The organism is Amycolatopsis sp. NPDC114505 (assembly GCF_055633615.1).
In genome coordinates this window covers 1182978-1209666 of the sequence record NZ_JBVKDV010000003.1, presented here as the reverse complement: position 1 = coordinate 1209666, position 26689 = coordinate 1182978, and the positions used below count along the sequence as shown (strand labels likewise).

Genomic DNA, 26689 nt, shown 5'->3' with positions numbered 1-26689 from the left:
TTGTCCGCTCAGTGAGTGTCTCCCGTTGTACGGTGTGTCATATATCAGATTAGATCTGGGAGGCCTGGTGGAACTCACCCGTCGTCAGGCTCTGGCGATCAGCGCGGCCGGCGTGGCCGCGGCGGGACTGCCCGTGTCCGGAGTCGCCGCGGCGGCCGGAACCGGCCCGGCGACCGAAACGCTGCTCCTCACCGGCAGCGACGCCGACCACACCGTCGACTGGGACTTCCAGGTCACGGCCGGTCGGCGCGCGGGGGAGTGGACCACGATCCCGACACCGTCCAACTGGGAATGCCACGGCTTCGGCAGCTACCACTACGGCGGCGATCTCGTCCCGGCGGAGAAGGGCGACTACCGGCACTCGTTCACGCCGCCGGCGTCCTGGGCCGGCCGCCGGATCTTCCTGGTGTTCGAGGCCGCCATGACCGACGCCGACGTGCGGGTCAACGGCGTCTCGGCGGGACCGGTGCACCAGGGCGGCTTCTACCGCTTCCGCCACGACGTCACGGCCCTGCTGCGCCTCGGCGGGCCGAACCTGCTCGAAGTGACCGTCAGCAAGGAATCGGCCGACAACTCCGTGAACGACGCCGAGCGCCGCGGCGACTTCTGGAACTTCGGCGGGATCTTCCGGCCGGTGTCGCTGGTGGCGTACCCGGCCGCCCGGATCGACCGCGTCGCGCTCGACGCCCGCGCCGACGGGACATTCGCCGCCCAGGTCACGCTCGCGGGGGTGGCCGCGGCGGCCCGGCTGACCGCTCAGCTGCGCCGGCTCGACGGCACGGCCATCGGCGGGGCCTTTTCGGTCGCCGTCGCGAGCGGCGCGACCAGTGCGACCCTGACCACCACCGCTGACCGGCCTCCTTTGTGGACGGCCGAGACGCCGAACCTCCACCAGGTCGAGCTGACGCTCGCGAGTTCCGCCGGCGTGCCGTGGCACAGCACCGTCGAGCGCTTCGGGTTCCGCACGATCGAGGTCCGGACCGGCGACGGCGTCTACGTCAACGGGAAGCGGATCGTCCTCAAAGGAGCGAACCGGCACACCTTCTGGCCGACGCTCGGCCGGGCGTCGAGCCCGCGGCTCGCCCGGCTGGACATCGGGCTGATGAAGGACATGAACATGAACGCCGTCCGGATGTCGCACTACCCGCCGGACGCGTACTTCCTCGACCTCTGCGACGAGCTCGGGCTCTACGTCCTGGACGAGCTGACCGGCTGGCAGCGCCGCTACGACGAGGGCGTCGGCGCGCCGCTGGTCAAGGCCCTGGTCGAGCGCGACGTCAACCACCCGTCGATCCTGTTCTGGGACAACGGGAACGAGGGCGGCTGGAACACCGCGCTGGACGACGACTTCGCGCAGTACGACCCGCAGCGGCGCGCGGTGCTGCACCCGTGGACGACGTTCAGCGGCGTCGACACGAGTCACTACCAGACCTACAGCAGTACCGCGAGCAAGGCCGCCGGCACCACGATCTTCATGCCGACCGAATTCCTGCACGGGCTCTACGACGGTGGCGCCGGTGCCGGCCTGAACGACTACTGGAAGCTCATGGGCGGTACCCAGCGCTCGGCGGGTGGGTTCATCTGGGCGCTCGTCGACGAAAGCGTCGCGCGCGACGACCGCGGCGGCGCCCTCGACACCAACGGCAGCCGCGCTCCCGACGGCATCCTCGGCCCGTACCGTGAAAAGGAAGCGAGTTACTTCACGATCAAGGACATCTGGTCACCGGTCCAGCTGGCCAGTCCGTCCTATTACGACTCGGTTTTCCCGGCGTCGTTCGACAAGACCGTGAAGCTCGTCAACCGGTACGACTTCACGAACCTCCGCACGTGCCGGTTCACCTGGCAGCTGCTGGTTTTCCCGGTGCCCGGCGCGGGAACCGGCCACCAGGTCCTGTCCCAAGGCCAGGCCGGCGCGCCGGACGTCGCCCCGGGCGCCACCGGCGCGGTGACGCTCGGCCTGCCCGCCGACTGGACCACCGCCGACGCGCTGCGGCTGAGCGTCACCGACCCGACCGGCCGGGAGATCACCGGCTGGACGTGGCGCATCCGCAAGGCAGCGGACTTCGCCGCGCGCCTGGTCAAGCCGGCGACGACGGGCAGCGTCACCGCGACCGAGACGGCCACCGACGTCGTGCTCGTCGCCGGTGCCACCCGGGTCACCATCGCCAAGGCCGACGGACGGCTGACCGGCGTGCGCCGCGGCAGTACGCCGGTGTCGCTGGCCAACGGCCCCGCGCCGGCGGGCGGGGAGGCGACGCTCACCGTGTTCAGCCACTTCCGCGACGGCACCGGCTGGGTCGTGCAGTGCGACTACAGCGGCGACCTGACGTCGGTGCGCTGGCGCCTGGACGCCACCGGCTGGCTGCGGCTGGAGTACCGCTACCACGCCACCGGTGACCACGACCACCTCGGCGTGAACTTCGACTACCCGGAGGGACGCGTCCGGGGCCTGACGTGGCTCGGCGACGGGCCCTACCGCGTCTACAAGAACCGGCTGCGCGGGGTGGCTCCCGACGTCTGGAGCAAGCCGTTCAACGACACCGCGACCGGGGCGAGCGGGTTCGCGTACCCGGAGTTCAAGGGCTACCACGCTCGGACCTGCTGGGCGGTGCTGGACACGACCGAGGGCGCGGTCACGGTGGTCGCGGCGGAGGAGGGCCTGTTCCTGCGGTTGTTCACCCCGGCGGTGGGCCCGGACCCGCAGAACGCGGTGGTCAGCTACCCGGCGGGCACCCTCTCGCTGCTGGACGGGATCGCGCCGATCGGCAACAAGTTCCACGGAGTCGCGTCGCTGGGCCCGGAGAGCCGCCCGAACACCGGAACGGGCGACTACCACCGCACGGTGTTCTTCCGTTTCGACGGGTGAAATCCCTGCGGGAAACGCCCGGTGGCTCAGCCGCCGGCGACGAAGTCCACGACCGCCTCGCCGAACAGGCCGGGCTCTTCCAGGTGACCGAAGTGACCGCTGTGCTCCAGCACCACGAGGCGGGACCCGGGGATCAGGGCGGCCAGCTCGCGCGCCCAGCGGGGACCGCAGATCACGTCGTACCGGCCGACGATCACCAGTGCCGGCACGGCCAGCGAGCCGAGCGTCGCGCGGTCGTCGATCGTGTCCGGGGCCAGCTGCGCGTCCAGTCCGGAGATGTGGGTGCCGCTCACCGTCTTTCGCAGCGGCGCGAACTCCTTCTCCCGGCCCCAGTAGTCGGCGAAGTACGCCGGCAGCAGGCCCCGCAGGGCGGCGTTCATCTCGTCGTCGTCCGAAATCGACGCGGTCGCCTGCAGAGCGGCCAGCACCTGGGGCAGGTCCGGCCGGTCGGCGTTGCGGTGTGCGAACTCCTCGACGCGGAGCTGGGCTTCGGCGCCGTGCTCCGGGCCGGTGACCGGGGCGCTGTCGTACAGCACGATCCCGGCGACGCGGTCCGGGTGGTGCAGCGCGAAGTACTGCACGACGAACCCGCCGTGGGAATGCCCGAGGAGGACGGCCGTGTCCAGGCCGAGGTGGTCGAGCAGCGCGAGCAGGGCGCGGGCGTAGCGGTCGCGGGTGTAGCCGTGCGGGTGCGACGCCAGCCGCCCGGAGCCGCCGGTGCCGATCGGCTCGACGTAGACCATGGTCAGGTGCGGTTCGAGCGCCGGCATCCGCAGGTACTCCCAGTCCACTCCGGGGCCGCCGGGGTGCACGACGCACACCGGCCCGCGGCCGTGCACGTGGTAGCGCTGCGGGATGCCGTCGAGCTCGACGGTGTGGGTGCCGATGTCCATGGAACTCCGATCGTGGGGTGCGGGGACACGGGCAAGATGGGGTCGTCGGCGGGAAGTTCGACCCGGCCGGCATGACGTGCGTCACATCGTCGATCATCAGTGGAGACGCAGACCGGGAGGATGAGTCCGTGACCGACCCCGAGATCGAGCTGGCGCGCGGCGCTCGGGCGGGCAGCGTCGGTGCTCTCGGGACCTTGCTCGCCCGGCACGAGGCCGGCATGCGCGCCGTGGCGCTGAGCATCCTGGGGCACGGACCGGACGCCGAAGACGCCCTGCAGGACGCCGCGCTGCTCGCGTTGCGCCGGATCGGGACCCTGCGCGACCCGGCCGCGGCCGGTCCGTGGCTGCGGGCGATCGTCCGCAACGCCTGCCGCGCACGCCTGCGCGCCGCCCGCCGGCTCGTGCCGGTCGCGGACCCGCACCTGCCCGCCGATCCCGTGACGCCCGAAGGCGTCCTCGACGACCACGTGTCGCGTGACTGGATCTGGCACGCGGTCGACCGGCTGTCGCCCGCGCTGCGGGAGGTGGTGATGTTGCGCCACTTCAGCGATGTCACGTCGTACGAGCAGATCGCCGCCGCCTGCGAGCTCCCAGTCGGCACGGTCCGCAGCCGGCTGAACCAGGCCCGGGCGAAGTTGTCCGAAGCGCTGCTGGCCACCGCCGACCAGGCCTACGACGACGCGGCCGCGCGCAACGCCGCGAGCGCCCGGGAGGCGAACGACACGCTGTCCGCCGCGGGGCGCGGCGAGTTCGCCGACGTCGTCGCCGACCGCTGGACGCCCGGCATGAGCATGATCAGCGGCCAGGGCTACCGGGGCGGCGCGGACATGGCGGTGGCCGGAATGGAGACGGACCTGGCCCACGGCGTGCGGCAGCACCTCCGCCAGGCGGTGACCAGCCGCGACTTCACGGTGTGGGAGATGGAGATGATCAGCCCGGCCCACGACCCGCACCACTGCCCGCCGGCGGTGGTCTGGCTGATGTCCCACCCGCAGGGCCGGGTGAACCGCCTGCGGCTGTTCTTCCCGTAAAGCCGCCCGGGTCTCCCGAGGTGAGGTGCCGCTTGGGCGCATGATCAGGAGTAGCCTCGGCAGCCATGAGCTGGCTGCCCGACGATTTCGTCCACCCGGTCTACACGCCCGTGCCCGACACCGGGCTTCATCTGCGGCCGATCCGTGAGTCGGACACCGCTCTCGATTACCCGGCTGTGATGGGCTCTCGGGAGCGGTTGTGGGGAATCTTCGGTCCGGCCTGGTCCTGGCCCAGGGAGACGATGACGTTCGAGGAGGACCGCCTCGACCTGCTGCGGCACGAGAAGGAGATAGCCGCGCATCAGTCGTTCAACTACGCGCTGCTGGACGAAGAGGAGACAGCGATCCTCGGCTGCGTGTACATCGACCCACCCGAGCGCACCGGTTCCGACGGCGAGGTGGCATGGTGGGTGGTGGACGACCTCGTCGGCAGCGAAGTGGAGCAGGCGCTCGACGAGCTGGTACCGAAGTGGATCGCCGCCGACTGGCCCTTCCGCCAGCCCCGCTATCTGGGCCGCGACATCGCGTGGCAGGAGTGGCTCGCGCTGCCGCCCGTCTCGTGACACATGCGAAGCGGTAGCTGGTTGAAGGTCTTCTCATCGTTGTGTGGTCGTGCCGCTGCAGACGTCACCAGCATTTGACGGCCGTAGTGGCGGACCTCCGGCGGCAGTGACGAAAACGCCGCGCTCATCGCAGAAGAGGACGTTCGAATCCTCCGTTCAGTATTCCGCGGCCCAGCCGGCGGACGGTGAACCGGCCGCCGACTCGGCGGACTTCGGCCGCGCGGGTCCGCCGCAGTGCGCTGTGCTCGATGCGTGGACAGCGGTCGCCGACGTCAAACGTGACCGGCAAGTCGTAACGCCGCGAGGGGAAATGCGCAGGTGATCGACGATGTTTGGTGAGCTTGGCCGCGACCGGGATCAGCCCCGGCAGCGCGAGCCCGACGCACGCGACCGTCCACGTGCCGCCCTCGCCACGCGACCGCGTCACGAGCGCGGTCCACACCGCGTCCCGCGTCTCTTGTGGACAGCCCTTGGCGATCAGCGCGGCGCCGACGTCGTCGAGGGCGGGGCGGTGACGAGCCAGGTGAAGGCGGTGCGGGGGGCGTCGAATACGCCGGGCTCGGTACGACGACCGCGAACTGACGGTGTCCGGGATTCGGAATTCGGTGAAGTGGGCAAGTCCATGACGGCACTCCTGAGCGAGCGGAAGGTAACGTCGCCAGGAAGTCAGCCCGACCGCCGCCACAGAACTCGCGCTGACGGGACACGTCGCGCAGGCGGCGTCCGCGGAAGGGCTCGCCGCCGCGCGTGCCCAGGACGGCACAGCAGAGGCAGGCCGCGCCGCTGCTCAGCGGCTGCTCGACGACCTCGCGCAGGGGCCGCTGCGGTCTTCGCAGGTCGACGTGGCGCGGACGGCGACCTCGGCGTCGGTGAGTGTGCAGGGCGAGGTCGTCGCTGTCCTGCCCGGTGTGCACTTGCACGTGCACGCCGAAGCTGCGGGCGAGGTCGGACGGTTCGTTCCGGACGTCTGATCGAGAGGGGAGAAGTCATTTCTCTGCTGGAAAAGCCGGATGTCGTGACGGTCGGCGATTTCGCCGACGGCCCGGACATCATGCTGTGGAATCCAGCTCTCACAAAGAAACACTGGCGCTACGAGATGCTGCGCGCGTTTCTCCCGCGAGCTGCCTCGTTTCGCTGTGCGACCGGACTGCTGGCTCTCGCCACGGTGCTGAGTCTCGACTACGCGGAGACGCTCGCGCTGGTGATCGGCGGTGCTATCGCGCTCGTGCTGAGCGGCCTGCTCGACGCGGTCGTCACCGCGGTCGGCCTGGCGAGCGACCACCAGCATGGACGCGGCTGCCGTCTGAAGCGACCGCACCGCGAGTTCTTCCTCCGCAGCCACGACTTCGTCGACCTGGGCGAGGCAGCGCTACAGGCGGCCGGAATCCTCGTCGACCTCACCGGGGAACTGCACGACACAACGCCACGCGGCTGGCTCGACCCGGAGCTACCCGGCCAAGTCCACCAGGTCGTCTGGGACGCGCTGACCTGCCTGGTCCGCACCGGAACCGCTCGCCGGCACGCCGCGCGGCGACGTCAGGGGAGACCGACCTCGCGGCTACGACCGCGGCCGCGATCGCCGACTTCGACGCCTCGCTCGGCGAGCTCGTCTTGCACCTGCAAGGCTGCGTCGTCCTCGCCCGGGAGTGGGAAGCCAAGCTCCGCCACACCGAGTTGCTCGAGCACACCAGCACGATCTGCGCCGAGCTGGGCTCGGTGCCGATCCGCCCGGTGGTCGAGGTCGCCGAGGAGCTGGCGAGGTCGGTCTTCGCGTACGTCACCGCGGCTCGTGATCTGACCGGCACCCGACCGTTCCCGTGGGAACTACCGATCGCGGAGCGAGCCCGGTGACCGCAGCGCGGGCCCGCCGGGTGGGCGGCTGGTGGCGTGCCGAGCGCGTGTCGGTGACCGCCGAGGCCGTCCTGATCGCACCGGTCCTGGTCATGCTGCTGGTGTTCGTCGCCGTGATCGTCGACCGCGGCGTCGACGCGAGACTGCGGCTCGACGACACCGTCCACCAGGCCGCGCGTGCCGCGAGCCTCCAGCGCACCCCGGCATCCGCCGGCACCGCAGCGGAAGCGGCTGTCACCTCGGCGCTCGCGCACGCCGGGCTGGTCTGCCGCAGCGCCGCAGTCAGCACGACGACCTCGTCGAGCCCGGGCAGCACCGTCGTCGTCAGCGTCCGCTGCACCGTCGACTTCGGCCAAGCGCTCGTGTTCGGCGTCCCCGGCGCCCGGACGCTCAGCGCCACCGCCAGCGAAGTCATCGACACCTATCGATCCGGGGCAACCGGCGATGCGAACTTGCCGGCCGAGGCACTTGGAGGAGGTGACCTTCATGGATTGTGATGGCGAACTGCACCGTCGACCCGGCCACCGTGCACCCTCCCTCGCGGATCGGCCGGGCTTACGGGGGTGGCTCGGTTTCGGTGGCTTCGCGGACGTCGGGAGGAGCTTGGGTTTCACTGAGCACCGTACGTCCGGTCGGGACCGCCGACAGCGGCTTCCTGGAGTTCACGATGTGCGCACGAACGGCGTTCACGAACTGCAGCCGATCAGCGTCCATCGCGTCGAGCACCGGTGTCCAGGTGGCGTCATCCGTGATCTCGCCCCGATTGATCCGAGCGTTCTGAATCCAGAAGGTCTTGTCGATGTTCAGCGCCGTCTCCACGACTTCCGGCTCGCCAATCAGCCACACGGCCGCGAGAGCTTGGTTCCAGATCACCCACTCGATCGGTTCGCCGCGTCGCCATTTCGCCGCGAGAGCGTGGCTGATCCGGGTGGCTTCAGCGAGGATTGTGGCGCAGGTATCAATTTGCTTCGTTCGGTTCCACAGCCGTCGCTGAGTCCGGCCGGTCAGCGCGGCACCGGCGAAGACGCCGATGAGAGTGATCAACGCGCCCGCCGCACTCGAAGTCGCGATTTGCCACTGAAACGGCATGTTCTCCCCTTCGCATCCGATCGCAACGACCGCGCACCGACCGGTCAGCCAGGCCTGAGCCGCCGACGCCTGCTACCTGATCCTCGCTCTGAACAGTTTGCCGCAGAGCTGGGAGAACCGGCGATTCACCGAACGGCCGCCTGGTGGCGAACGGAGGAGGGCCGCGTATCGGCCTTCGTCGTCGTGCTGGTGCTCGGGTTGCTGGCCTTGGCCGGCGTCGGACTGGACGGCGGACTCGCGCTCGCAGCCAAAGTCCGCGTCACCGGCCAGGCCGAATCCGCCGCTTGCGCAGGCGCGCAAGCGATCGACCTCGCCGCCTACCGGGCGACCGGCGCACTCCGGCGGATATCCGGGGACGCCGACAAGCTCGCCCGCCGCTACCTCGCCGGAATCAGCGCCAGCGGGGCGGTGACCGCGACCGTCGACACCGTCACCGTCACGACCAGCCAGCGCACCCAGCTGCTGTCGCTCATCGGCATTTCGATGATCGGAGCCCATGGCAGTGGCGCTGCCCATCCGCAACGTGGAGTTGCCACGCTGGAGCCCTGAGAGAGTGAAGCTATGATCACGACCGATGAAATCGAACGGCGCGTAGAGAAGGCTGACGCGGACAAGAGCGCGAGGAGGACGGCCGCTGCCCGCGAGGTCGGCGAACTCGCACACCGCCGAGCCGCACTCGTCGATGAGCTGGCAGATGTCGAACGCCAGCTCGGCACCGTACTCGCCGCGGCGGCAGACATCGTCAGCGTCGACGAGCTGGCCGAGTTCACCGACATCCCGCCCACTGACCTCACCGGGTGGCTCACTGCTGGCAAGTCCCGCGCTCGGCGCGGCCGTCCGCCCGGCAGCCGGCGGCCGAAACCGGACACCCGCCACGTCGATTCGCTGGCACCCGCGCAGCCGGAGTCGCAAGTTGCCTCGGTTGCGCAAGGCCCTCGAAGCTGAGCCGGGGACGCAGCGTTCCGGCAGGTCCCGCCACGCCACCCCGGGTCTTGGCCTTGAACAAAATTCCGTTGATCACCCGCCGGTCACCCTCCCGCGGGCGACCTTTCGTGCCCGATACGGGCAGCAACGGCTGGATGACCTGCCACTGCTCATCCGTCAGTTCATGCCTGCGAATCACAACCGAAGATCAATGCAGATCACCGCACCAGCTTTGAGGACAGGTTCTAGCGCGCCGGGGATGCCGGTGGGGTTCCTTTCAACCAGACCCGTGACGCTGAGCACGAAGCACTCGTCGACCGGTGGGTGATTCACTCTCGGCACGAACGGGCTTCTCGGCTCGCGCCGGCGTAGGCACAGCACATCGCCGGATACACTCGTTCGGGGCACGACGGGGGATGCGTTGAGCGGTTTGGCGCATTTCCGGTCTCAGTCGTCTCAAGGGTGCCTCTGGGGGACGTGCGGCAAGTGTTCGGTGGGGCCTGTCGGTCGGCTCAGCAGCGGTGGTGTACTCCGAACGGCCGCGACCGGCGTCCTTCGACAACTGGCACCGCGACGCCGGCACTTCAGTGCGTCACGGTGCGCGGACACGAACTCGACGCGGTCGGGTCCGCCGATCACCGCGGCACCACGAACGCTGCCGCGATCGCCGCTTCGTCAGTCACGCTGTCATCGGTCACGTTCGTCTACGTCGTCGGAACTGGCCAGGATGTTGCAGTTCACTACCAGCCGGTGTGAGTCTCGCTCCGGCTCCGACTATCTTGTCCGCTGAAGATCGACTGCCTGCACGATCCGCCGAATGCCAGGTCAACAGGCTGTCGACACGCGCGACGTAGTCGGATCGCCGACGGTTGTGAGTTGTGTGTTGCTGCCGGGTGAATCCGACCTATCACCCGATCGTGCGAACCGCGAGAAGGATCGTGTTGTGGGTGCGACGCCGCGCGCTCGCAGCGGCTGCGAGGCATCCGGAGTTGACATCGGCAGGAGCACCGTGAAGATGGAGAAGGGTACGACCGACTCCGGACGAACGGGTGGGCATCGTGAATGATTCCGCGGATTCGGCCCGTCCCGACATCGTCGGATTCGGCGCCCTGAACGTCGACTACATCGCCAGCGCATCAAGGTTGTCGCAGCGCACAGCCGAGCGCGTCACCGAGGCCACCGCGCGGTTCGACTGGAATCTCGAGGGCCCGGTCGACCAGACGACCATCATCGAGGCAATCGGCCGGCTCGGTGCGGCGTCGTTGAGTTACTCCCTGGGTGGTTCGGCCTGGCTCACCACCTTCGCCCTGGCGCAGATGCGTGTCGGCATCCGACTGGGCTACGTTGGTGTGGTCGGGCGAGTCGAAGCTCCGGGTTTGTCCTTCGTCGGTCAGATGGACGAACTGGACGTCGATCGCAAGTGGGTCGGTCGGCGACCGGATCGCATATGCGGACTGTGCCTTTCCTATATTGACGACACGGACCGTGTGATGCTCACACATCCGGGTGCCAATTTTGAAATGTGTGACCACATTCAGCAGAACTTTAATGAGATCGCCGCTTATCTGGCGTCGGCGCGGTACGTCCACTTGACGTCCTTTCTTGATGATGAGACACCGCTGGAAGTTCTGCGAGTGCTCACCCGTGCCAAGGAGATCAATCCTGCGCTGCGACTCAGTTTCGATCCGGGCTTCGATTGGGCTGAGCATCCAAGTGTGGCGGTTGAGGGACTTCTCAGTCGTGCGGATCTCGTATTTGCGAACTATCGCGAGTTCAAGGCGCTGGGGCGGTACGCTCACGGCGAATCTGACGACGCTGTCGCGCGGAAGGTATTGGCGCGCTGCGCTTCCGGATGTTCGCTGTATGTAACCAAGCGCTATGATCTCATCGAAGTCTTTCGGGGCCTATCGCAGGGCATGGTGGCCTATCGTTTCCAGTTGGAGCGACCGGTTAATGAGACCGAGTTGGAAGATGCGACCGGGGCCGGTGATGTCTTCTCGGCCGCGGTGCTGGCCTCGCTGACTTCAAATCAGCTGAAGGTCGAACTGGGGGCTTTCCTCGGATTGAGCTTGGCGCGCTACAAGATGCGTCAGGGGCCTCGGGTTCCGCGAAATCAAGGTTGGGACCTCAGTAAAGGATTTCTGCAGCAGAGTGAAAAATTCTCGGATCTAAATGAGAAGCCAAACGCCGTGTTGATCGTTCACGGCGAAGATTTGCAATGGACTCAGGTAAAGAACTTCATTGAAGACACTTGCAAGCTGGAAGTGTTTGAAATCGACTCGCGCAATGTCAACAACTGCAATTTGGCGGAGGTGATGTCTGAGCAGCTTGGCCGGTGCAGCTTCGCTGTATGCCTGATGGACGGGTGTGCCGGCCAGGAAATAGTACACCAGGCCGGAATCTTCCAGGGCAGGTACGGGTTTGGTCGTGTCGCTTTGATGGTCGAGCAGGGGTACAGCGCATTCTCGAACGTGGCCGGCCTGATCCGACTCGATTTTCCGCATGGCCGCATTGACGTGAAACTCTTCGAGTTGGAACGAATGTTGCGACGTGAAGGCCTTCTTAGGTCGGGAGGGAATTACCATGATCGAGCTCGGCGCAGGGATTGAGACGGTGAACCAAGATAGGTTTTCTTTCGATGTTGTCGGCATCGGGGCATTGAATCTTGACTACGTTGCCACGGCTTCGCAACTTCGGGGGCGCATGGGGGCACAGTCCATGGTCGATCGTATCTTGGAACTGGCGGGCGGAAATGGTCCGAAAGTGGAGTGGGGCGTTGAACACCACGTCGACGAGCAAATGATCCATGCCGCGATCGAAGCGGCTAGTTCTGCACAGCTCGAGACCACTTTCGGGGGATCTGCGTTCAATGCGATCCAGGCAATCGCTCAGACTCAGGTCGGATTGCGTCTGGGATATGTGGGCGTCGCGGGACGGGTTCCTGTGCTTGGCATGTCGATCGTCCAGCAGCTCGAAGTGCTCGGTGTCGACAGTCGATTTGTGTTCAATGAAGATGAGCGCTTGTGTGGAATATGTCTGTCGTTCATCGAGGATGGCGACAGGACTCTTTTGACTCATATGGGTGCGAACAAAAATCTCGTCGACTATATCGAGAAAAACTTTGACGATCTGGTCGAATACGTGGCGAGCGCCAGGGTTGTGCACGTGACGTCTTTTCTTGACGACCGGACGGCAGATTGCCTTCTGCCGCTTTTGCACAAGGTCAAACAATGCAACGAGGAAACCCTGATCAGCTTCGATCCGGGGCATGTATGGAGCACGACGCGGAGTACTGGGGTCGACGGAATCATTCGGATCAGCGACTATTTGCTGGTCAACTACCGTGAGTTTCAGGAGCTTGGGCGTAGTAAGCCAGGTGAATCACGGGATCAGGTGGCGGCGCGGCTCCACAGGAGATTTGACAGCAAGCAAAGTGTATTGGTCGTAAAACGGTCTGCCGGAATCTGGTCCTATCGTCGAAAAGGTGACGAACTTCTAGGCGAATTTTACGCTCAAGCGCCACTTGCCGACGATGAAATCGAGGATTCGACGGGTGCGGGGGATGTTTTCGCGGCCGGACTGCTCACGGTGCTCACCTGTGATCGGCTGCAGATCGAGCTGGGTTCCGTTCTGGGTATGAGCCTGGCAAGGCACAAACTTCGTTACGTCGGGAGCTCGGGACATGCGCAGTTCGCCGAAGTGACCAGGAACTTCATTGCAACCCTTGATGCAGAGCGGCGGGGGAGCAGTCTGCCGAGGGGTGTGTTCATTGCTCACGGAGCGAATCCCGAATGGCTCGCAGTTCAACGATTTATTGAAGCCCGTTTCCAGATTCCGGTATATTCCTTCGAAAGTGGATCGTGGGGTGGCCGGCAAGTGACCGAAGCCTTGTCCAATTACCTTGAGAGATGCAGTTTTGCAATCTGTGTTCTGACGGCGGAAAACTTTGGTGAAGACGGGCTTCGGCAAGCTCGGCAAAATGTCATCCACGAAGTGGGGTTGTTTCAGGGGAGACATGGTTTCGATCGAGTGATGATGCTGGTGGAAGAAGGATGCGGATTTTCCCCGGGAGCAGTGGATGCGTACACTGTATTCTTCCCGAGTAATGGAATAAGTGAGACATTCTATCGTCTCGACAAAATGATCCGGCAAGGGTTCGATGTAATGGATTCGACTCAGGTGCTCAAGTAGGCTTGGTTCAAGGCGTGCGACTGCGCGCAGTGACTAGGGGATGACGCATGAGGATTGTCGGAATTACCGGGCATCGTCAGTTGACGGAGCAGGTTCGTGCTTACGTTCGGGTCAAGATTATCGAGCTTCTCGGTCATTGGCCGGTACTCGGTTTGAGCTGTCTCGCAGACGGTGCGGATCAGGTTTTCGCCGACCTGGTTCTGAGCAAAGGGGGAAGCCTGCATGCCGTCATTCCTGCCGCGGAATATGAAAGAACCGTTGTAGACGGTGAGACTTACCGGCGGTTGCTGAAAGCTTCCTCGCGGACGACCGTGCTCAACTTCGTCGAAGCCGGGCCCGAGGCGTACGGAGCGGCCGGGCGCTTCATCGTCGAACGCTGTGACCTGCTGATCGCAGTCTGGGACGGTCGCTTCGCTCGTGGTCCTGGCGGGACCCTTTCCACGCTCAGCTACGCTCGAAGCGTCGGACGCGAAGTTGCTGTTTGCTGGCCGGAAGGCGCCATCCGGCCCTGAAGGCTCATGGTGAAGTGCTCAAGAGGGGCCGGCGACGAGGTCGGCGTGCACCCGTAAGATCTGGAAGCCGGCGCCCGCGAGTATCCTTGGCAAGGCTCGGACGAACACGCGATTTTTCTCGCGTGCCGGGTCCGAAAGCTGATCCCAGTCGATCAGGCTGGGGTGCTCGAATCCACGTTTGATCGGTCCGTACTCGTATCCCTTGAGTATGCGCTCGTCGACCCAGCGTTGGTGCTCCAGTCGCGCCAGTTGTTCCACTTCGTCAGGGTTCTTGCGGAACGCAAAGGGAGTGGCTCCGTCGAAGCTTGGTACCACCACACACCTGATCGCGAGCAGTTTCTCGCCCAGCTGGCTCGCCTGTGCACGATTGGCTTTTTTGAGGTCGCTGGGTAGCGCGTCCCATGGCTGCATCGCTGGATTGGTCAGGAGCGAGTCCCCATTGCGAACGCACTGTATGATGTATTCGTCGTGCAGGGCGCGAGCGATGTCCTCCTGAAGAATTCCTTCGCGGATCGCGTCCGGGTGACACGCCGAATCCAACGTCCCGAAGACTTGCAGGGAGCCCGATGCGTCGTCGAACAGCCGCCCGCTCGCACCGTGGAAGGCCTCGTTCAGCTCTGCTCCTCGATCGGTTACCCGCACCGTGATGTGGACCGACCTGTCGCGGAGCATTCGAAGCATGGCGAGCCCGATCTTCACCCCTTCGGTGTCATCTTCCGCGCATACGTAGACGCGATCGGCGGACTCAAGCAATGCGGTGTGCGAGTCGAGCAGCGCCTTGACTTCGGAGGTTACGAACGTCAATTCGCAGATAGCGTCGAATGTGGGGAAGCGTCGATGAAGTACGGCGCTCAGTGCCGCCGCGTCGGATCCGACGAGAGTCACCTTCAGTCGTGGGTGACCGAGGTTGACGCGGACGTGCCAGCGCCGGGCCAATTCAAGGGCTAGAGTTTGCCCGAAGTCATCAAGCCCGGCAACGACGATATGTTGTTCGGCTATGTCGGCCGTCGGAGCCGACGGCATGTGCCGGCTCAGTACGCGCGCCGCAATCTCATCGGTGCTGAACAGCACGAGGCTGAAATTGTTTTCCGCCCGGCCCATGCCGCGGGCCAGCAGCGCCGCGCGGAGATCACGGTCCGGCATGAGTGCAAAACAGTTCAAAGGGTTGCGACGGCTCCTCTTGACCGCGTGTGCGGCAACAGCTATCGCAGTGTTGACGGCGCCGCTCGAGGAGAGTGCGTAGACCGAGCCGGCATTGGCGATTCCGGCATTGCGTAGGACCACCTGGTCGGTTGGATCACCGGTGATCAGCGATGCTCTGCTGAGACGGCAAGCGTGGACTACGTCGTTCGTCGGCCGTGGCTCTACCAGTACAACGCTGGTGCCCGCAGATCGAAGTCGTTGTATCAGCAGCAAGGCATCACGCCCACTGCCGCAGACAACGGCATGTTGCCGGGAGAAGCGAGCGCGCCACAATTGACGTTGAGTGGTGAACACCGCCGCGGCGACCTCGATGAGCGCCGAGGCGGTGACCAAAGGGCCGGAAAACCGGGCAATCTCCAGCGCCATCGGCATTGGACTACCGTTTTTGACTGGCTCTGACGCGAGAAAAAATAGCTGGATACTGTAGTATAGCTGATCCAGTAGAGTTCGCCCAAATTCGGGTCTTGACGGTAGGTACGCGGCAAATCCGTACGTTCCGAGAATCAAGGTTGCCACAGCTAGCAGGCCGAAACCGAGCAGGCGAGCAGCGGTAGCGGTCGACAAAGATCCGCCCGAACTGGCCATGGTCTTCTTTCTGCTCCGACTGGTCACCAGGGTTCCTTGATGTTCGACTGCCCGACCGTTGCCGGTCGTGCGAGTTACGTGATTTTACGCGGAGGTCACCTCTGCTCAGTACCGACGGACGGGGCAAGGCACCTGCGAATCAGGCCGGTCGCCGGGCTCGTGCCGCAGCCGCCGATAAGTGTGGCGCCTGTTGCGGAAGTAGGTGTTCGCGCGGTCTTCAGGCGCCGGTGGCAGCCGCTCGCACTTACCCGACCGCGGCCCGGGCGAGGTTGCTACCTGCTCGCCGGTGTCGTCGGAGCGAGGGTGGTGAAGGCCCTTCGTGGCAGAGCTGAGTACCATAATTCCCTCCCTGTAACAGACCGAGTACGATAAGCCACCAGAATGTCGGAGGCAATATGAGTGGCCCCAGCTGGCGTGAGTTGCCCGACTTTTGTCCAGTTCCGTCGATCGAGCGCGAATACTCCGAACGCCTGCTCCATGCGCGGGATCCTCTCGCGGTCATCGGCAGCTGGCTCAGGCAGTGGGATCCCTCTGATCGACATCGGGGAGATTATCTGCGTCGGCCCCGGCGAAGAAACGTCGTGACCGGCGGCCCTGGCGTCGGATTTCGCAGAATCGTCTGCGGGAAGAGTTCGGTCTCTCCGCACCCTGCGTTGGCGCTTGCGACTAGTCGAGCAGATGGCCTTCAGTCTGCCGGCTTAGGCCACGCTCAGGAGCAATCGAACTTGCCGGACGCAGCGGGGCGACCGCCACCGAACCGCCACGCTCGGGTTCTCCTAACAGGCATTGCCGTACCTGGCAATGGGGCGCCGTCCCACGGTGGGAGGCTGGTCAGCCGGATGGTTCCGGTCCTCGCGGGCCGAGATTCTGGCCACGTCAGAACATCGGATCCCAACAAGGAAATCCCACTATGACGAAGTCCCAGCAGCAAGCACATCTCACCCGCAGGCGGGTCGTGTCGCGCCGAGGTCGGCGGCGAGCCGTTCGCAATCCGCTTTCCGCGTCGACAGCTTCGCCTTGAGCTGGGCGACCTCGTTCGCCGTCGCCTCGAGCTCGGCGGCCTTGTCCGGAGTCGGCGCCGGTTCGTCCTTGGCCAGCTCGCGGAACATGTGCTCGACGAGCCCGACCCACAGGTGGTCGTCGCTGTAGTGCCAGGCGTTGAACGTCACCTGCTTCACGTTCGAGACGTACGCGCTGCCAGGCCGGGCGCGAGCCTTGCTCGCGGTGTCCTCCAGCCAGGCCCGCAGCTGGCACATGAACGTGGACTTGCCCGTGCCCCAGTCGCCCAGGAGCGCGACCGACAGCGGCGGCTGGACCGCCACCGCGGCGAGCATGGCGCCGACGCGGCGGACGTCCTCCGCGATGTCGAGCCGGTCGACGCTGCTCTCGAGATCGCTCTGGACGTCGGGGAGCGTCTCGACGACGACGGCCGACTCGGTTTCGGCGGCCAGCTGGGTGCCGGAGGAGAGATCCCATTTGCGGACCGTGCCGTCCGCCGAGCCCGAGAGCAGCACGGTGCCGGCGTCGTCGAGGAACGCCAGCGAAGTGATCGTGCCGTCGTGGCCACGAAGCGGCTCACCTGCGGAAGCCCCGGTTTCGGCATTCCACTGCCGCACGAGGCGGTCGGTTCCGCCGCTGTAGATTCGCCGCCCGTCCGGGCTGAACCGCACGACGGTCACCGAGCCCTTGTGACGTTCCTCCGACGTCAAGTCGTGCTCGCCGGTGTCGGCGTCCCATACGCGGACCCTGCCGTCGCCGCCGCCGCTGACGAGCCGCCGCCCGGCGCCGTCCACCGAGACCGTCAGCGCTGCTCGCGGGTGGGCCGCGATCGGCTCGCCCAGGCGGCTTCCGGTGTCCGCGTCCCAGCGGATGAGCCGGCCGTCGTCGCTGCACGCCGCGACGATCTGTTTTCCGTCGGGCGTCACGACGACCGAGTTGATCACGCCGCGGTGGCGCTTGAGCGGAGGACCGATCTGGTCGCCGCTGTCGCGATCCCAACGGCGGACCGTCCCGTCGGTACCAGCGCTGACGATCCGGCGGCCGTCCGGCGTGAACGCAACCGCGCGCACACCGCCCTCGTGCCCGGTGATCGACTGACCGGCGGGATCGCCCGCGACGGCGCTCCACCGGACAATCTGGCCGTCTTCGCCGACCCGGACGAGCAGTTCGCCATCCGGCGAGACCGCGAGTGCGTTGACCCAGCCGTCGGGGGAACGCAGCCGTCCGAGTGCCCGGCCGGTCCGGCCGTCCCAGCGGCGCACAGACCCGTCGATGCTCGCGCTGAAGACCGTGCCGGTCCCGTGGTGCACCGCGAGGGCGTTGACCGCGACGGCCGGTCCCTCGAAGAACTCGCCGGTGCTGATGCCGCCGGGGAGCGACAGAACGCCGATCGTGCCGTCGTTGCTACAGCTGACGACCCGCTCGCCACCCGCGCTGACCTGGACGGAGCGAACCCAGTCGGTGTGCCCGGACAGCGCGCCGATCGCCGTTCCGTCGGCGAAATCCCAGGTGCGGACAGTGCCGTCACTGCCTCCGCTGACGATCCGCTTCCCGTCTGGCGTCACGGCCACGGTGAACACGGTGCCGTCGTGGCCGAGCAAGGGGGCGCCGATCGCCCGTCCGGTGCGGAGGTCCCAGCGGCGGAGGGTGCCGTCGCTGCCGCCGCTGACGAGCCCGGTCCCGTCCGGGGTCAGGGCCAGCGCTTGCACCCACCCGTCGTGGCCGGCCAGGTCGGGCCGGTCGCCGGTGCGGCGGATGACGCTGTCCGTGCCACTGAGGACGAGCTCCGCGCCGTCCGGCGACACCGCCACGGCCCGTACCGACTGCTCGGTCCGGATGATCGTGATGGCGTTGCCGGTGCGGAGATCCCACTCACTGAGCGTCCCGTCGTCGCCGCCGCTGATGACCCGGGTGCCGTCCGAGCTGACTGCCAGGGTCCAGATCAGGCCGACGTGGCTGGACGCCTCGCGGATCAGCTCGCCGGTGTCTACGTCCCACAGGCGGACGACGCCGTCGCCCCCGCCGCTGACGATCTGCCGCCCGTCCGGCGTGACGGCCACCGCGAGCACCCAGCGCGAGTCCGCCGCGATGGGTGTCCCCAGCTCCCGCCGTTCGAGCAGGTCCCAGCGCCGGAGGGAACCGTCACCGCCGCCGGTGACGATCCAGCCGTTCGCCGGCGCCATGGCCATCGCGAAGAACGGCCAGAAGTGCCGCGCGAACGGCTTGCTGTCCACCACGTGCAGGTAGTCGCGGCCGTCACCCGGAACGTGACAGTGTGCGGTGGAAAAGTGGCGTTTCGACGGCGGTCGCCGTCGACGCACCGGCGGTCGCGCGAGCGACACGGCTGCGGCTGGCGGCTCGATGAGGTTCTACCTGGCCGCCGAGCCGACGCTCACCTGCCCGTAACAGGGGCTCCTCGGCACCGGGCCGGTCGCCCGGTGCCGAGGCCTCAACCGCCGGCGAACAGCTTGCCGATGCGCGTGATCCCCTCGACCAGATCCTCGTCACCCAAGGCGTAGGACAGCCGAAGGTAACCCGGCGTGCCGAAAGCCTCGCCAGGTACGACGGCCACTTCCGCTTCGTCGAGCAGTACGGATGCCAGCTCGGCCGTCGTCTCCGGACGTCTGTCGCCGATCCGTCTGCCCAGTACGTCTTTCGCCGACGCATAGACGTAGAACGCGCCCTCCGGAGCGAGGCAGCGGATGCCGTCGATCTCGTCGAGCATGCGGACCATCGTGCGGCGGCGGCGGTCGAAGGCCGCTCGCATGCGTTCGATCTCCCCGGTTCCGCCCGACAACGCCGCGATCGCGGCGACCTGCGCGACGTTGCCCACGTTCGACGAGACGTGAGACTGCAGCCTCGTCATGGCCGCGGTGACGTCGGCCGGAGCCAGCGCCCAGCCGACTCGCCAGCCGGTCATCGCGTAGGCCTTGGCGACCCCGTTGACGACGACGCACCGGTCGCGCGCCTCCGGCACCACGACGGGCAGCGAGTGGAACGCCGCCGTCCCGTAGACCAGGTGCTCGTAGATCTCGTCGGTCAGGATCCACAGATCGTTCGCGGTCGCCCACCGGCCGATCGCCTCGACCTGCGCGCGGGTGTACACCGTGCCGGTCGGGTTGGCCGGAGAGCAGAAGACCAGCATTGTGGTCTTCGCCGTCCGGGCCGCTTCCAGGTGGTCCACGGTGACGCGCAGGCCGTCGCGTTCGTCGCCGGGGACCGCGACCGGCCTGCTGCCCGCGAGCGAGATCGCGGCCGGGTACGTCGGCCAGTACGGCGCCGGCACCAGCACTTCGTCGCCGGGATCCACCAGAGCCGCGAACGCCTGGTAGATGGCTTGCTTCCCGCCGTTGGTGACCAGCACCTGGCCGGCGTCGACGTCGAGACCGGTGTCGCGGCGCGTCTTGGCCGCGATCGCCGCTTTCAGCTCCGGCAGCCCGCCGGTGGGGGAGTACCGGTGGTAGCGGGGCTCACGGCACGCCGCTGCGGCGGCCTCGACGATGTACGCCGGAGTCGGGAAATCCGGCTCACCGGAGGCGAATCCGATGACCGGCCGCCCGGCCCGGACCAGCTCTTTGGCCCTGGCGTCGACGGCCAGCGTGGCGGATTCCTCGATTCCCGTTACACGGGCGGAAATTCGCATCAGCCGGCCACGTAGTTGCTCAGCTCGATGAGGTTCCCGTCCGGGTCGCGGACGTAGACGCTCGTGATCGGCCCGAGCGCGCCGGCGCGCTCGACCGGCCCGTCCTCGACCTCGAGACCGGCCGCGCGCAGGTGCTCGGCCACTCCTTCGACGGGGTCCTTCACGATGAAGCACAGGTGTTCCGTGCCGGGCCCGGGGTTCGCGGCGGTCGGCTGGATCTCCTTGCCCGCCTCGTGCAGGTTGATCTTGCTGTCGCCGAAGCGCAGCGCCTTGCGGTTGGCGACGAGGCTGCTGAAGGTCACCACTTCCATGCCGAGGACGCGGCCGTAGAAGTCGACCGTCGCGTCGAGGTCGGCGACGGTGAGCACGGTGTGGTCGAGACGTTCGTAGTGCACGGGTTCCTCCCGGATAGCGGTCAACGCGGTGCGGTCACCGCGGGGATGTCGTAGTTGGCCGGCGACGGCGGCCGGATGCCGAGCCGCGCGGCGATGTCCCGGAGCTCGGTCAGGACGGACTCGAGGACGGGCACGCCGTAGGTCCGGCGCCGGTCGGCGAGCCGGCGTCGTCGGTCGCCGGGCAGCCGCGGTGGGTTCCCGGCGTCGACCGGGCTGCCTTCCCGGATTTCGCGGCCCAGCTCCGCGAGGTGCGCGTCGACCACCGCCGGATCGCCGACGGCGTCGAGACGGAGGCAGAGCACGAAATGGCCGACGCCTGCTTCGCCGTCTTCGTAGGTGTGCCTGCTCCACCGCGCTCCGGCGAGCGGGCCGCAGAGAAGCTCGACGAGCAGGGCGAACCCGGAACCCTTGTGCCCGCCGTGGTCCTGGCTGCCGCCGCCGAGGGGCAGCAGCGCGTGCCCGCTCCGGCCGATGAGGCCGTCGACGGTCCCGTGGACGTCGGTGGCCGGACGGCCGGCGGGATCCAGCGCCCAGCCGGCCCGCATCGCCCCGCCCGTGCGGCCGAGCTGCTCGAGCTTCCCGCGGGACACGACGCTGGTGGCGCCGTCGAAGCAGATCGGCCCCTGGCTCGTCGGCACGGCGTAGCACAGCGGGTTGGTGCCGAACATGGGTTCGCGGACACCCATCGGCGCGACCTGCGGCACGGCGTTGGTGGTCACGACCGCGAGCACGCCCGTGCGGGCGGCCCGTTCGGCGAACCAGCCCGCGATGCCCATGTGGTTGGACCGCCGCACCAGCGCGACGGAGACACCGGTGGCGCGGGCGCGGTCGGCGGCGAGATCGACGGCCGTGCACAGCGCCGGCTGCCCGAGGCCGTTGTGAGCGTCCACAACGCACACCCCGCCGTTGTCCTGGACGACCTCCGGGACGGCACCGGCGTCGATCATGCCGTCCCGGAGGCCTTCGACGTAGCGCCGCAACCGGGCGACGCCGTGGCTTTCGACCCCGCCGAGGTCGGCGGAGACCAGGACGTCCGCGGTGACCTCGGCGTCCGCGCGCCGGGCTCCCGCCGCGCGCAGGGCGGTGGCGGTGAAACCGGTCAGTTCACCGGCGCCGACGAGACGCCGGGCCGTTTCGTGGCGGGTCATGACGCACTCCTCGGTGAGCGGCGCGGGATGAGCAGGGGCACGGTCACGACGACCGAGACGGCCGCGAGGCCTGCCCAGTACAGCCGGTCCAGCCCGCGGGCGCCGAGCACCAGGAAGAGCGTGCCGCCGCACAGCGACCCCAGTGCCTCGCCCGCCGTCCAGCAGACCTGCCGGAAGTTGAGCCGCTCGAGCGAAGTCGGGAACGGAAGGGCCGCGAACGCGGTGTTGAGCATGGGGGTGAAGACCATCTCGGCCAGCGCGAAGAGCGCGACGGCCAGCAGACAGGCCGACAGCACCGGGAGACTCGAACCCAGCGAGACCATGGAGACGCCGAAGACCACGGTGGCCCCGCCGAGCAGCGGCATCGGCCGTGCGCCACGTCGCAGGAGCGCGGCGACCACCGCGGTGACCGACGACTGGAGGACGACGATCGCGACGGCCGGGCCCGACAGCAGGGCCGCCCGCATCAGCGGTGTCGTGATCCGGTCGGCGACCAGCAGCGCGAACGCCGAGTAGAACTGCGCGTAGAGGAAGGTCGCGAGCGTCGCGATGACGACTGTGCGCCAGGCCACCGGCTGCCGCAGGACCGACTTCAGCCCGGCCCGGTTGAGCGGCCAGGCCGTCGGCGTCGGGGTCGGTCGGAGCCCGGCGGGCAGCCACCGGATCAGGACAGCCGAGGCGAGCAGGTAGCAGGCGGCTACGGCGACCATCAGGGGACGCGCGTCGCCGGCGACGTAGAGCAGGCTCGCGATGAACGGACCGGCCGCGCCGCCGACGTTGAGCGCGACGTTCATCCACGAGTACGCCCGGTTCCGCTCGACGTCCCCGGTGGTGCGTTCGGCGATGAGGACGCGCGCCAGCACGTGGTGCACGCTCACGCCGAACCCGGCGATCAGCAGCGCGACCATGAGCAGGGCGAAAGTGTGCAGCAGCGCCAGCAGCGCGAAGCCCACCGTGGCCAGCAGCCAGCTCGCCCAGAGGATCGTGCGGTAGCGGAACCGGGGGAGCCAGTGGTTGACCGCGAGCGAGGCGAGGCCGACGGTCGCGAAGTAGAGGAAGAGTCCCCCGCCCACCGCGCCGGGCCCGGCTCCCGGGTCCTGGGTCGCGATCAGGACCCCGAGGGCCGGCACTACGCTGTACTGGCCAAGGCTGCCCAGCAGGTTGTCCCAGGCCAGCACCTTGACCACCGGTTCGCCGCGGCTCTTCTCCGCGGTCACCGGAGGGACTTCGGACAGTCCCGTCATCGACCCGGCTCGGTCTCGATCGTGACCGACCGGCGCACCCCGGCTCCGACAGCGTCGATGTCGGCGTCGAGCGGTGCGTCGAAGATGGCCGTGACCGCCCGGTTCGACGACTCGGTGATCGGCAGGAGCCGGTCGCCGCGCTTCTTGAGCACGAGCAGCTCGTGCAGCGTGGGCGGCGCGTGCTCCTCGACCGGTCGCAGCGGCGGCCAGATGCCGGTGGTGTCGGCGAGCCAGCGTGGCCGTACCTCGCCGGTCCCTTCCGCGTGGACGTCGAGCAGCGTTCCCGGGACGTGCTCGAAGTAGACCTGACGGCCTCGCCGCCGGAACGCCGGCTGGTAGCCGGTCGGACGGCCCATGGCCGCGTCGATCAGCACCGGCTCGACGGCCTGGCCGGTCGCGAGGTGGTACAGGGGCAGGCAGGCGTCGCCCGGGGCGCGGGCCGCGATCTCCATCAGCACCACGCGGCCCTCGTCGGTGATCCGGTATTCGGCGTGGGCGAAGCCGGTTTCGAAGGCGAGCCGGTCGACGACGCCGTGCTGGGCATCGGTGATGAGACCGGCCTGCCGCTCGTCGAGGTTGGCCGGTGGAGTCGTGTGGACCAGTTCGACGAAGAACTCGGTCGACTCCTCGTTGGTCCCCTTCTGGGTCAGCAGCGTCACGATCGGTTTGCCGTCGAGCACGATGGAGTCCACGTTGTACTCCCGGCCTGGCACGCGTTCCTCGACGAGGATCCGGCTACCCGGTTCGAGGTTCTCGACGATCCCGGCGAGTGCGGCCGCGTCGTCGACCAGGCGGACGCCGATGCTGGACTCGCGGTCGAGCGGCTTGACCGCGGCGGGGAACGGCCCGTCGTAGGTCGCCATGCCCGCCGGTCCGCTGACGAGCACCGACTTCGGGCTCCACTCGGCGAGGTAGCGGCGTTGCAGGAGCTTGTTGCGGCAGACCCGCGCCGCCCGCATGCCCGGACCGGGCAGGCTGAACAGGTCGCTGATGACCTGGCCGGCCTCGACGTAGACCTCGGCGGCGACCAGCACGCCGGTGATGTCGTAGGCCGCCGCCCAGCGGGTCGCCCGGTCGACGATGCCGCTCAGGTCGCCGCCGTCGTGCAGTGCGACGTCGGCGAGGCCGGCGAAGGGGTGGCCGGCGGTGCCGAGCAGCTCGAGACCGCGGTGGACCATTGCCGATCCCCGTGGCTGGGAGACGGCCAGGACGGCGACGCCTCGAGCGCGCAGCTCCGTCAGGTACGGGCCGATCTTGGACAGGTCGCTCAGGACGATGAAACCCGGAGTCTTCCCGGTGGTACCCATGAATTTCCGCTCCGTCGTCGTGGGGTGGGTCAGTCGTGCCGGTCGGTGTCGGAGGCCGCGCGGAAGATGGCCAGCCCTTCGGCCAGCTCCGCCTCGGTCGTGGTGAGCGGGGGCATGATCTTGGCCATCGCTCCGCCCAAGGTGGACGGGACGCACATCAGCAGGCCGTGGTCGACGCACTCGGTCACCACGCGACGGGCCGTCGGCGGGTCGAAGGCACCGTCCGGCGTGGTGAACGCGATGCCGGCCACCATGCCGATGGCGCCGACGACCCGGCGCCGGTCCGGTCGTCGCGCCGCCCAGCCGGACAGCCCCGCGGCGAGCTGCCGGCCGCGCTCGGCGGCGTGGGCGACGAGGCGCCCGTCGGCGAAGAGCGCGAGGTTGGCCTCGGTGGCGGCGAGCGCGACGGGGTTGCCGCTGTGGGTGCTCGTGAGCTCGCCCAGCCGGAGACCTTCGGTGAAGCGCGGGTCCCCGACGAGGACCGCCGACACCGGCAGCGAACCGGAAAGACCCTTGGCGCACAGCAGGAGATCGGGGCGGACCCCGGCCTGCTCGCAGGCGAAGAGCGTGCCGGTCCGGCCGAAGCCCGACTGGATCTCGTCGAACACCAGCAGCGCCCCCACCCGGGTGCACCAGTCGCGCAGCTTCACCGCGGCCGCCGGGTCCAGCACGCGCAACGTCGAGCCCTGGTACAGCTCGCCCAGCACGCAGGCGACGTCTTCGGGGCGCGCGCCGACCGCGTGCAACTCCGCCTCGAGCGACGCCGGCGTCCACGGCTCGCCGAGGGCGGGGAAGGGAACCCGGACGAACACGTCGTCGCACTCCGGTGCCCAGTCGCGCTGGGCGGGGAGCCCGCCGGCGAGCTGGGCGCCCAGGGTCCGGCCGTGGAAGGCGCCGTCGAAGGTGACGATGACGGCGCGCCGCCCCCGCGCCCGGGCGTAGCGGCGGGCGATCTTCAACGACCCTTCGACCGCCTCCGCTCCCGTGGTGTACAGGACGCACTGCGGGAACCCGGTGAGCTCGCTCAGCGCGCGGACCACGCGGGCGCGCACCTCGGTGGGGAACATGTAGGCGTGCAACAGGCCTTGGCGAGCCTGTTCGGCGATCGCGTCGGCCACTTCGGCTCGTCCGTGTCCCGCGTTGGCGGTGAGGATCCCGCTCGTCCAGTCGAGCCACGACCGGCCGTGCCGGTCGAAGACGCGGCTGCCGTGGGCGTGGTGCCACACCACGGGGTGCTGCGTGTGCATCGTCGCGGGTTCGTGGCGGCGCAGGGTATCGAGCACCCACGCGTCGTCGATGTCCGTGGCGGTGCCGGCGCCCGGCATGGCGTGCCCGGTCACGAGGCCCGCACCGTCCACGAAGTCCCGCTGGTGTCCGAGGCGGTCACCGTGACGGCCACGAGGACGTCGTCCCCGGTGTTGACCAGCCCGTAGTAGAGCCCGGCGGGGGCCACGCCGACGGACCCGGGGCCGATGTCGTGCCGGGTGGGCTCGGGCAGTGGACGCTTGGGCGGTGCGTCGAGGGGGTAGTGGGCGGACGGGACGTAGCAGCCCGCCGGGGCCGGCTCGGTCTCGTCGAAGACCTGGAACTCGCCCCGGCCCTGCAGCACCACGACCATCCCGTCGGCCCGGGGGTGCATCCGCGCGGAAATGTCCTGGCCGGGCGCCAGCCGCCAGGCCGCCGCCTGCATGCGTTCGCTGGCGAAGAGCCCGAGCTTGCGGGCCACGCTGTCGGTACACGGCGTGGTGGGCACGGTGAACGTGCGCAACGTCATCTGAACACCTCTTCCGGTCGTGGTCACGCTTCGAGGAACTGCACCTGCATGAGCTGCGTGAAGTACTTGCCGCTGGGCCGGATCGCCACCCCGGAGGTCTCCAGCCGCACCCGGCGCGTCGCGACCGGCTCGAGCTCTCTGTCGAACCAGGCGCCCGCGTCGACGTCGACGTCGTCGGCGACCAGCACCGTCTTCTCGCCGCCCTCGTCGGGGAGCGCGATCACGCGGATCGACCGCGGGAACCCGGTGCGGATCACGGGTACGGGCCGCCGCTGGAGCCGGATGCGCGTGGGCACGCGGAGTCCGCCGAGGTCGAAGTCGAGGTGCTCGGGACGCGATTCGTTGCGGCTGGGCGAGCTCCACCCGGTGTGCGGGCTGCCGTCGAGGAGGAACTGCTCGTTCCAGAAGTCGTAGCGGTGGCAGCCGGAAGAATCCGTTACGCGGCAGGTTTCGATGAGGGGCATGTCGGCT

At 68.0% G+C, this 26689-nt stretch carries 24 protein-coding genes and 1 pseudogene; 11 read left to right on the top strand and 14 right to left on the bottom strand.

Features of this window, described 5'->3' with window-relative positions:
* Positions 1 to 67: 67 nt before the first annotated feature.
* Positions 68 to 2866 carry a glycoside hydrolase family 2 protein gene (locus tag ACZ7OU_RS34955; RefSeq protein WP_470258486.1) on the top strand — a complete coding sequence of 933 codons (2799 nt, stop codon included), beginning with the start codon at positions 68 to 70 and terminating at the stop codon, positions 2864 to 2866.
* A gap of 26 nt (positions 2867 to 2892) precedes the next feature.
* On the opposite strand, the gene ACZ7OU_RS34950 is transcribed toward ACZ7OU_RS34955, so the two are convergent.
* Entirely contained in the window at positions 2893 to 3759 is an 867-nt protein-coding gene (locus ACZ7OU_RS34950) for an alpha/beta fold hydrolase (protein ID WP_470258485.1), read from the bottom strand.
* 128 nt (positions 3760 to 3887) lie between these two features.
* Here ACZ7OU_RS34950 and ACZ7OU_RS34945 point away from each other — a divergent pair, with 128 nt between their 5' ends.
* From ACZ7OU_RS34945 to ACZ7OU_RS34935, 3 genes are all read left to right on the top strand, one after another.
* Positions 3888 to 4790: an RNA polymerase sigma factor gene (locus ACZ7OU_RS34945; protein ID WP_470258484.1), complete on the top strand. Its 903-nt coding sequence runs from the start codon at positions 3888 to 3890 to the stop codon at positions 4788 to 4790.
* A gap of 65 nt (positions 4791 to 4855) precedes the next feature.
* A complete protein-coding gene (locus ACZ7OU_RS34940) occupies positions 4856 to 5353 on the top strand; it encodes a GNAT family N-acetyltransferase (RefSeq protein WP_470258483.1) in 498 nt (165 codons plus the stop codon).
* 335 nt (positions 5354 to 5688) lie between these two features.
* Complete coding sequence (locus ACZ7OU_RS34935) at positions 5689 to 5868, top strand: hypothetical protein (protein ID WP_470258482.1); 180 nt, start codon at positions 5689 to 5691, stop codon at positions 5866 to 5868.
* 272 nt (positions 5869 to 6140) lie between these two features.
* On the opposite strand, the gene ACZ7OU_RS34930 is transcribed toward ACZ7OU_RS34935, so the two are convergent.
* Positions 6141 to 6695, bottom strand: a complete 555-nt coding sequence (locus ACZ7OU_RS34930) for a hypothetical protein (protein WP_470258481.1) — start codon at positions 6693 to 6695, stop codon at positions 6141 to 6143.
* 269 nt (positions 6696 to 6964) lie between these two features.
* Between ACZ7OU_RS34930 and ACZ7OU_RS34925 the strand changes: the two genes are divergently transcribed.
* Both ACZ7OU_RS34925 and ACZ7OU_RS34920 read left to right on the top strand, forming a co-directional pair.
* On the top strand, positions 6965 to 7204 hold the full coding sequence (locus ACZ7OU_RS34925) for a hypothetical protein (RefSeq protein WP_470258480.1): 240 nt from the start codon (positions 6965 to 6967) through the stop codon (positions 7202 to 7204).
* A complete protein-coding gene (locus tag ACZ7OU_RS34920) occupies positions 7201 to 7701 on the top strand; it encodes a TadE/TadG family type IV pilus assembly protein (RefSeq protein WP_470258479.1) in 501 nt (166 codons plus the stop codon). The genes ACZ7OU_RS34925 and ACZ7OU_RS34920 overlap by 4 nt, the downstream gene beginning before the upstream one ends.
* A 58-nt stretch (positions 7702 to 7759) precedes the next feature.
* Here the strand turns inward: ACZ7OU_RS34920 and ACZ7OU_RS34915 are convergent, their stop codons facing one another.
* Entirely contained in the window at positions 7760 to 8293 is a 534-nt protein-coding gene (locus ACZ7OU_RS34915) for a hypothetical protein (protein WP_470258478.1), read from the bottom strand.
* A 183-nt stretch (positions 8294 to 8476) separates the two neighbouring features.
* Here ACZ7OU_RS34915 and ACZ7OU_RS34910 point away from each other — a divergent pair, with 183 nt between their 5' ends.
* Together ACZ7OU_RS34910 and ACZ7OU_RS34905 are read left to right on the top strand one after the other, a co-directional pair.
* Entirely contained in the window at positions 8477 to 8842 is a 366-nt protein-coding gene (locus ACZ7OU_RS34910; RefSeq protein ID WP_470258477.1) for a hypothetical protein, read from the top strand.
* A gap of 12 nt (positions 8843 to 8854) precedes the next feature.
* Positions 8855 to 9238, top strand: coding sequence for a hypothetical protein (locus ACZ7OU_RS34905; protein WP_470258476.1), 384 nt, complete (start codon positions 8855 to 8857; stop codon positions 9236 to 9238).
* 3 nt (positions 9239 to 9241) lie between these two features.
* Here the strand turns inward: ACZ7OU_RS34905 and ACZ7OU_RS34900 are convergent.
* Positions 9242 to 9416: pseudogene (locus ACZ7OU_RS34900) on the bottom strand (transposase); the annotation flags it as partial.
* Between the two features lie 850 nt (positions 9417 to 10266).
* Between ACZ7OU_RS34900 and ACZ7OU_RS34895 the strand changes: the two are divergent.
* The 3 genes from ACZ7OU_RS34895 to ACZ7OU_RS34885 are packed head-to-tail and all read left to right on the top strand — an operon-like array spanning position 10267 to position 13920.
* Positions 10267 to 11826: a PfkB family carbohydrate kinase gene (locus tag ACZ7OU_RS34895; RefSeq protein ID WP_470258475.1), complete on the top strand. Its 1560-nt coding sequence runs from the start codon at positions 10267 to 10269 to the stop codon at positions 11824 to 11826.
* Positions 11801 to 13408, top strand: a complete 1608-nt coding sequence (locus ACZ7OU_RS34890; RefSeq protein WP_470258474.1) for a PfkB family carbohydrate kinase — start codon at positions 11801 to 11803, stop codon at positions 13406 to 13408. The genes ACZ7OU_RS34895 and ACZ7OU_RS34890 overlap by 26 nt, the downstream gene beginning before the upstream one ends.
* 47 nt (positions 13409 to 13455) lie before the next feature.
* The gene (locus ACZ7OU_RS34885) at positions 13456 to 13920 is read left to right on the top strand and encodes a hypothetical protein (protein ID WP_470258473.1); all 465 of its coding nucleotides are present in this window, start codon (positions 13456 to 13458) and stop codon (positions 13918 to 13920) included.
* 18 nt (positions 13921 to 13938) lie between these two features.
* On the opposite strand, the gene ACZ7OU_RS34880 is transcribed toward ACZ7OU_RS34885, so the two are convergent.
* The 10 genes from ACZ7OU_RS34880 to ACZ7OU_RS34835 all read right to left on the bottom strand — a co-directional run bounded on the left by ACZ7OU_RS34880 (position 13939) and on the right by ACZ7OU_RS34835 (position 26682).
* Positions 13939 to 15495: an NAD-binding protein gene (locus tag ACZ7OU_RS34880; protein ID WP_470258472.1), complete on the bottom strand. Its 1557-nt coding sequence runs from the start codon at positions 15493 to 15495 to the stop codon at positions 13939 to 13941.
* 1151 nt (positions 15496 to 16646) lie between these two features.
* Complete coding sequence (locus ACZ7OU_RS34875; protein ID WP_470258471.1) at positions 16647 to 18941, bottom strand: WD40 repeat domain-containing protein; 2295 nt, start codon at positions 18939 to 18941, stop codon at positions 16647 to 16649.
* A 215-nt stretch (positions 18942 to 19156) separates the two neighbouring features.
* Positions 19157 to 20350: a pyridoxal phosphate-dependent aminotransferase gene (locus tag ACZ7OU_RS34870; RefSeq protein ID WP_470258470.1), complete on the bottom strand. Its 1194-nt coding sequence runs from the start codon at positions 20348 to 20350 to the stop codon at positions 19157 to 19159.
* Positions 20350 to 20745, bottom strand: coding sequence for a VOC family protein (locus tag ACZ7OU_RS34865; protein WP_470258469.1), 396 nt, complete (start codon positions 20743 to 20745; stop codon positions 20350 to 20352). The genes ACZ7OU_RS34870 and ACZ7OU_RS34865 overlap by 1 nt, the downstream gene beginning before the upstream one ends.
* 20 nt (positions 20746 to 20765) lie before the next feature.
* Complete coding sequence (locus ACZ7OU_RS34860; RefSeq protein ID WP_470258468.1) at positions 20766 to 21893, bottom strand: Ldh family oxidoreductase; 1128 nt, start codon at positions 21891 to 21893, stop codon at positions 20766 to 20768.
* The gene (locus tag ACZ7OU_RS34855; protein WP_470258467.1) at positions 21890 to 23137 is read right to left on the bottom strand and encodes an MFS transporter; all 1248 of its coding nucleotides are present in this window, start codon (positions 23135 to 23137) and stop codon (positions 21890 to 21892) included. The genes ACZ7OU_RS34860 and ACZ7OU_RS34855 overlap by 4 nt, the downstream gene beginning before the upstream one ends.
* Positions 23134 to 24444, bottom strand: a complete 1311-nt coding sequence (locus tag ACZ7OU_RS34850; protein ID WP_470258466.1) for an ATP-grasp domain-containing protein — start codon at positions 24442 to 24444, stop codon at positions 23134 to 23136. The genes ACZ7OU_RS34855 and ACZ7OU_RS34850 overlap by 4 nt, the downstream gene beginning before the upstream one ends.
* Before the next feature lie 29 nt (positions 24445 to 24473).
* Positions 24474 to 25784 carry an aminotransferase class III-fold pyridoxal phosphate-dependent enzyme gene (locus tag ACZ7OU_RS34845; protein ID WP_470258465.1) on the bottom strand — a complete coding sequence of 437 codons (1311 nt, stop codon included), beginning with the start codon at positions 25782 to 25784 and terminating at the stop codon, positions 24474 to 24476.
* The gene (locus ACZ7OU_RS34840; protein WP_470242522.1) at positions 25781 to 26218 is read right to left on the bottom strand and encodes a cupin domain-containing protein; all 438 of its coding nucleotides are present in this window, start codon (positions 26216 to 26218) and stop codon (positions 25781 to 25783) included. The genes ACZ7OU_RS34845 and ACZ7OU_RS34840 overlap by 4 nt, the downstream gene beginning before the upstream one ends.
* 23 nt (positions 26219 to 26241) lie before the next feature.
* Positions 26242 to 26682 carry a discoidin domain-containing protein gene (locus ACZ7OU_RS34835; protein WP_470258464.1) on the bottom strand — a complete coding sequence of 147 codons (441 nt, stop codon included), beginning with the start codon at positions 26680 to 26682 and terminating at the stop codon, positions 26242 to 26244.
* Positions 26683 to 26689: the final 7 nt, after the last annotated feature.

What these genes read in the sequence shown, in the direction of transcription:
- ACZ7OU_RS34950 (WP_470258485.1), bottom strand. Translation starts at nt 3,759, where the DNA reads ATGGACATCGGCACCCACACCGTCGAGCTCGACGGCATCCCGCAGCGC.
- ACZ7OU_RS34890 (WP_470258474.1), top strand. Translation starts at nt 11,801, where the DNA reads ATGATCGAGCTCGGCGCAGGGATTGAGACGGTGAACCAAGATAGGTTT.
- ACZ7OU_RS34870 (WP_470258470.1), bottom strand. Translation starts at nt 20,350, where the DNA reads ATGCGAATTTCCGCCCGTGTAACGGGAATCGAGGAATCCGCCACGCTG.
- ACZ7OU_RS34940 (WP_470258483.1), top strand. Translation starts at nt 4,856, where the DNA reads ATGAGCTGGCTGCCCGACGATTTCGTCCACCCGGTCTACACGCCCGTG.
- ACZ7OU_RS34835 (WP_470258464.1), bottom strand. Translation starts at nt 26,682, where the DNA reads ATGCCCCTCATCGAAACCTGCCGCGTAACGGATTCTTCCGGCTGCCAC.
- ACZ7OU_RS34840 (WP_470242522.1), bottom strand. Translation starts at nt 26,218, where the DNA reads ATGACGTTGCGCACGTTCACCGTGCCCACCACGCCGTGTACCGACAGC.
- ACZ7OU_RS34880 (WP_470258472.1), bottom strand. Translation starts at nt 15,495, where the DNA reads ATGCCGATGGCGCTGGAGATTGCCCGGTTTTCCGGCCCTTTGGTCACC.
- ACZ7OU_RS34905 (WP_470258476.1), top strand. Translation starts at nt 8,855, where the DNA reads ATGATCACGACCGATGAAATCGAACGGCGCGTAGAGAAGGCTGACGCG.
- ACZ7OU_RS34885 (WP_470258473.1), top strand. Translation starts at nt 13,456, where the DNA reads ATGAGGATTGTCGGAATTACCGGGCATCGTCAGTTGACGGAGCAGGTT.
- ACZ7OU_RS34855 (WP_470258467.1), bottom strand. Translation starts at nt 23,137, where the DNA reads ATGACGGGACTGTCCGAAGTCCCTCCGGTGACCGCGGAGAAGAGCCGC.
- ACZ7OU_RS34860 (WP_470258468.1), bottom strand. Translation starts at nt 21,893, where the DNA reads ATGACCCGCCACGAAACGGCCCGGCGTCTCGTCGGCGCCGGTGAACTG.
- ACZ7OU_RS34850 (WP_470258466.1), bottom strand. Translation starts at nt 24,444, where the DNA reads ATGGGTACCACCGGGAAGACTCCGGGTTTCATCGTCCTGAGCGACCTG.
- ACZ7OU_RS34915 (WP_470258478.1), bottom strand. Translation starts at nt 8,293, where the DNA reads ATGCCGTTTCAGTGGCAAATCGCGACTTCGAGTGCGGCGGGCGCGTTG.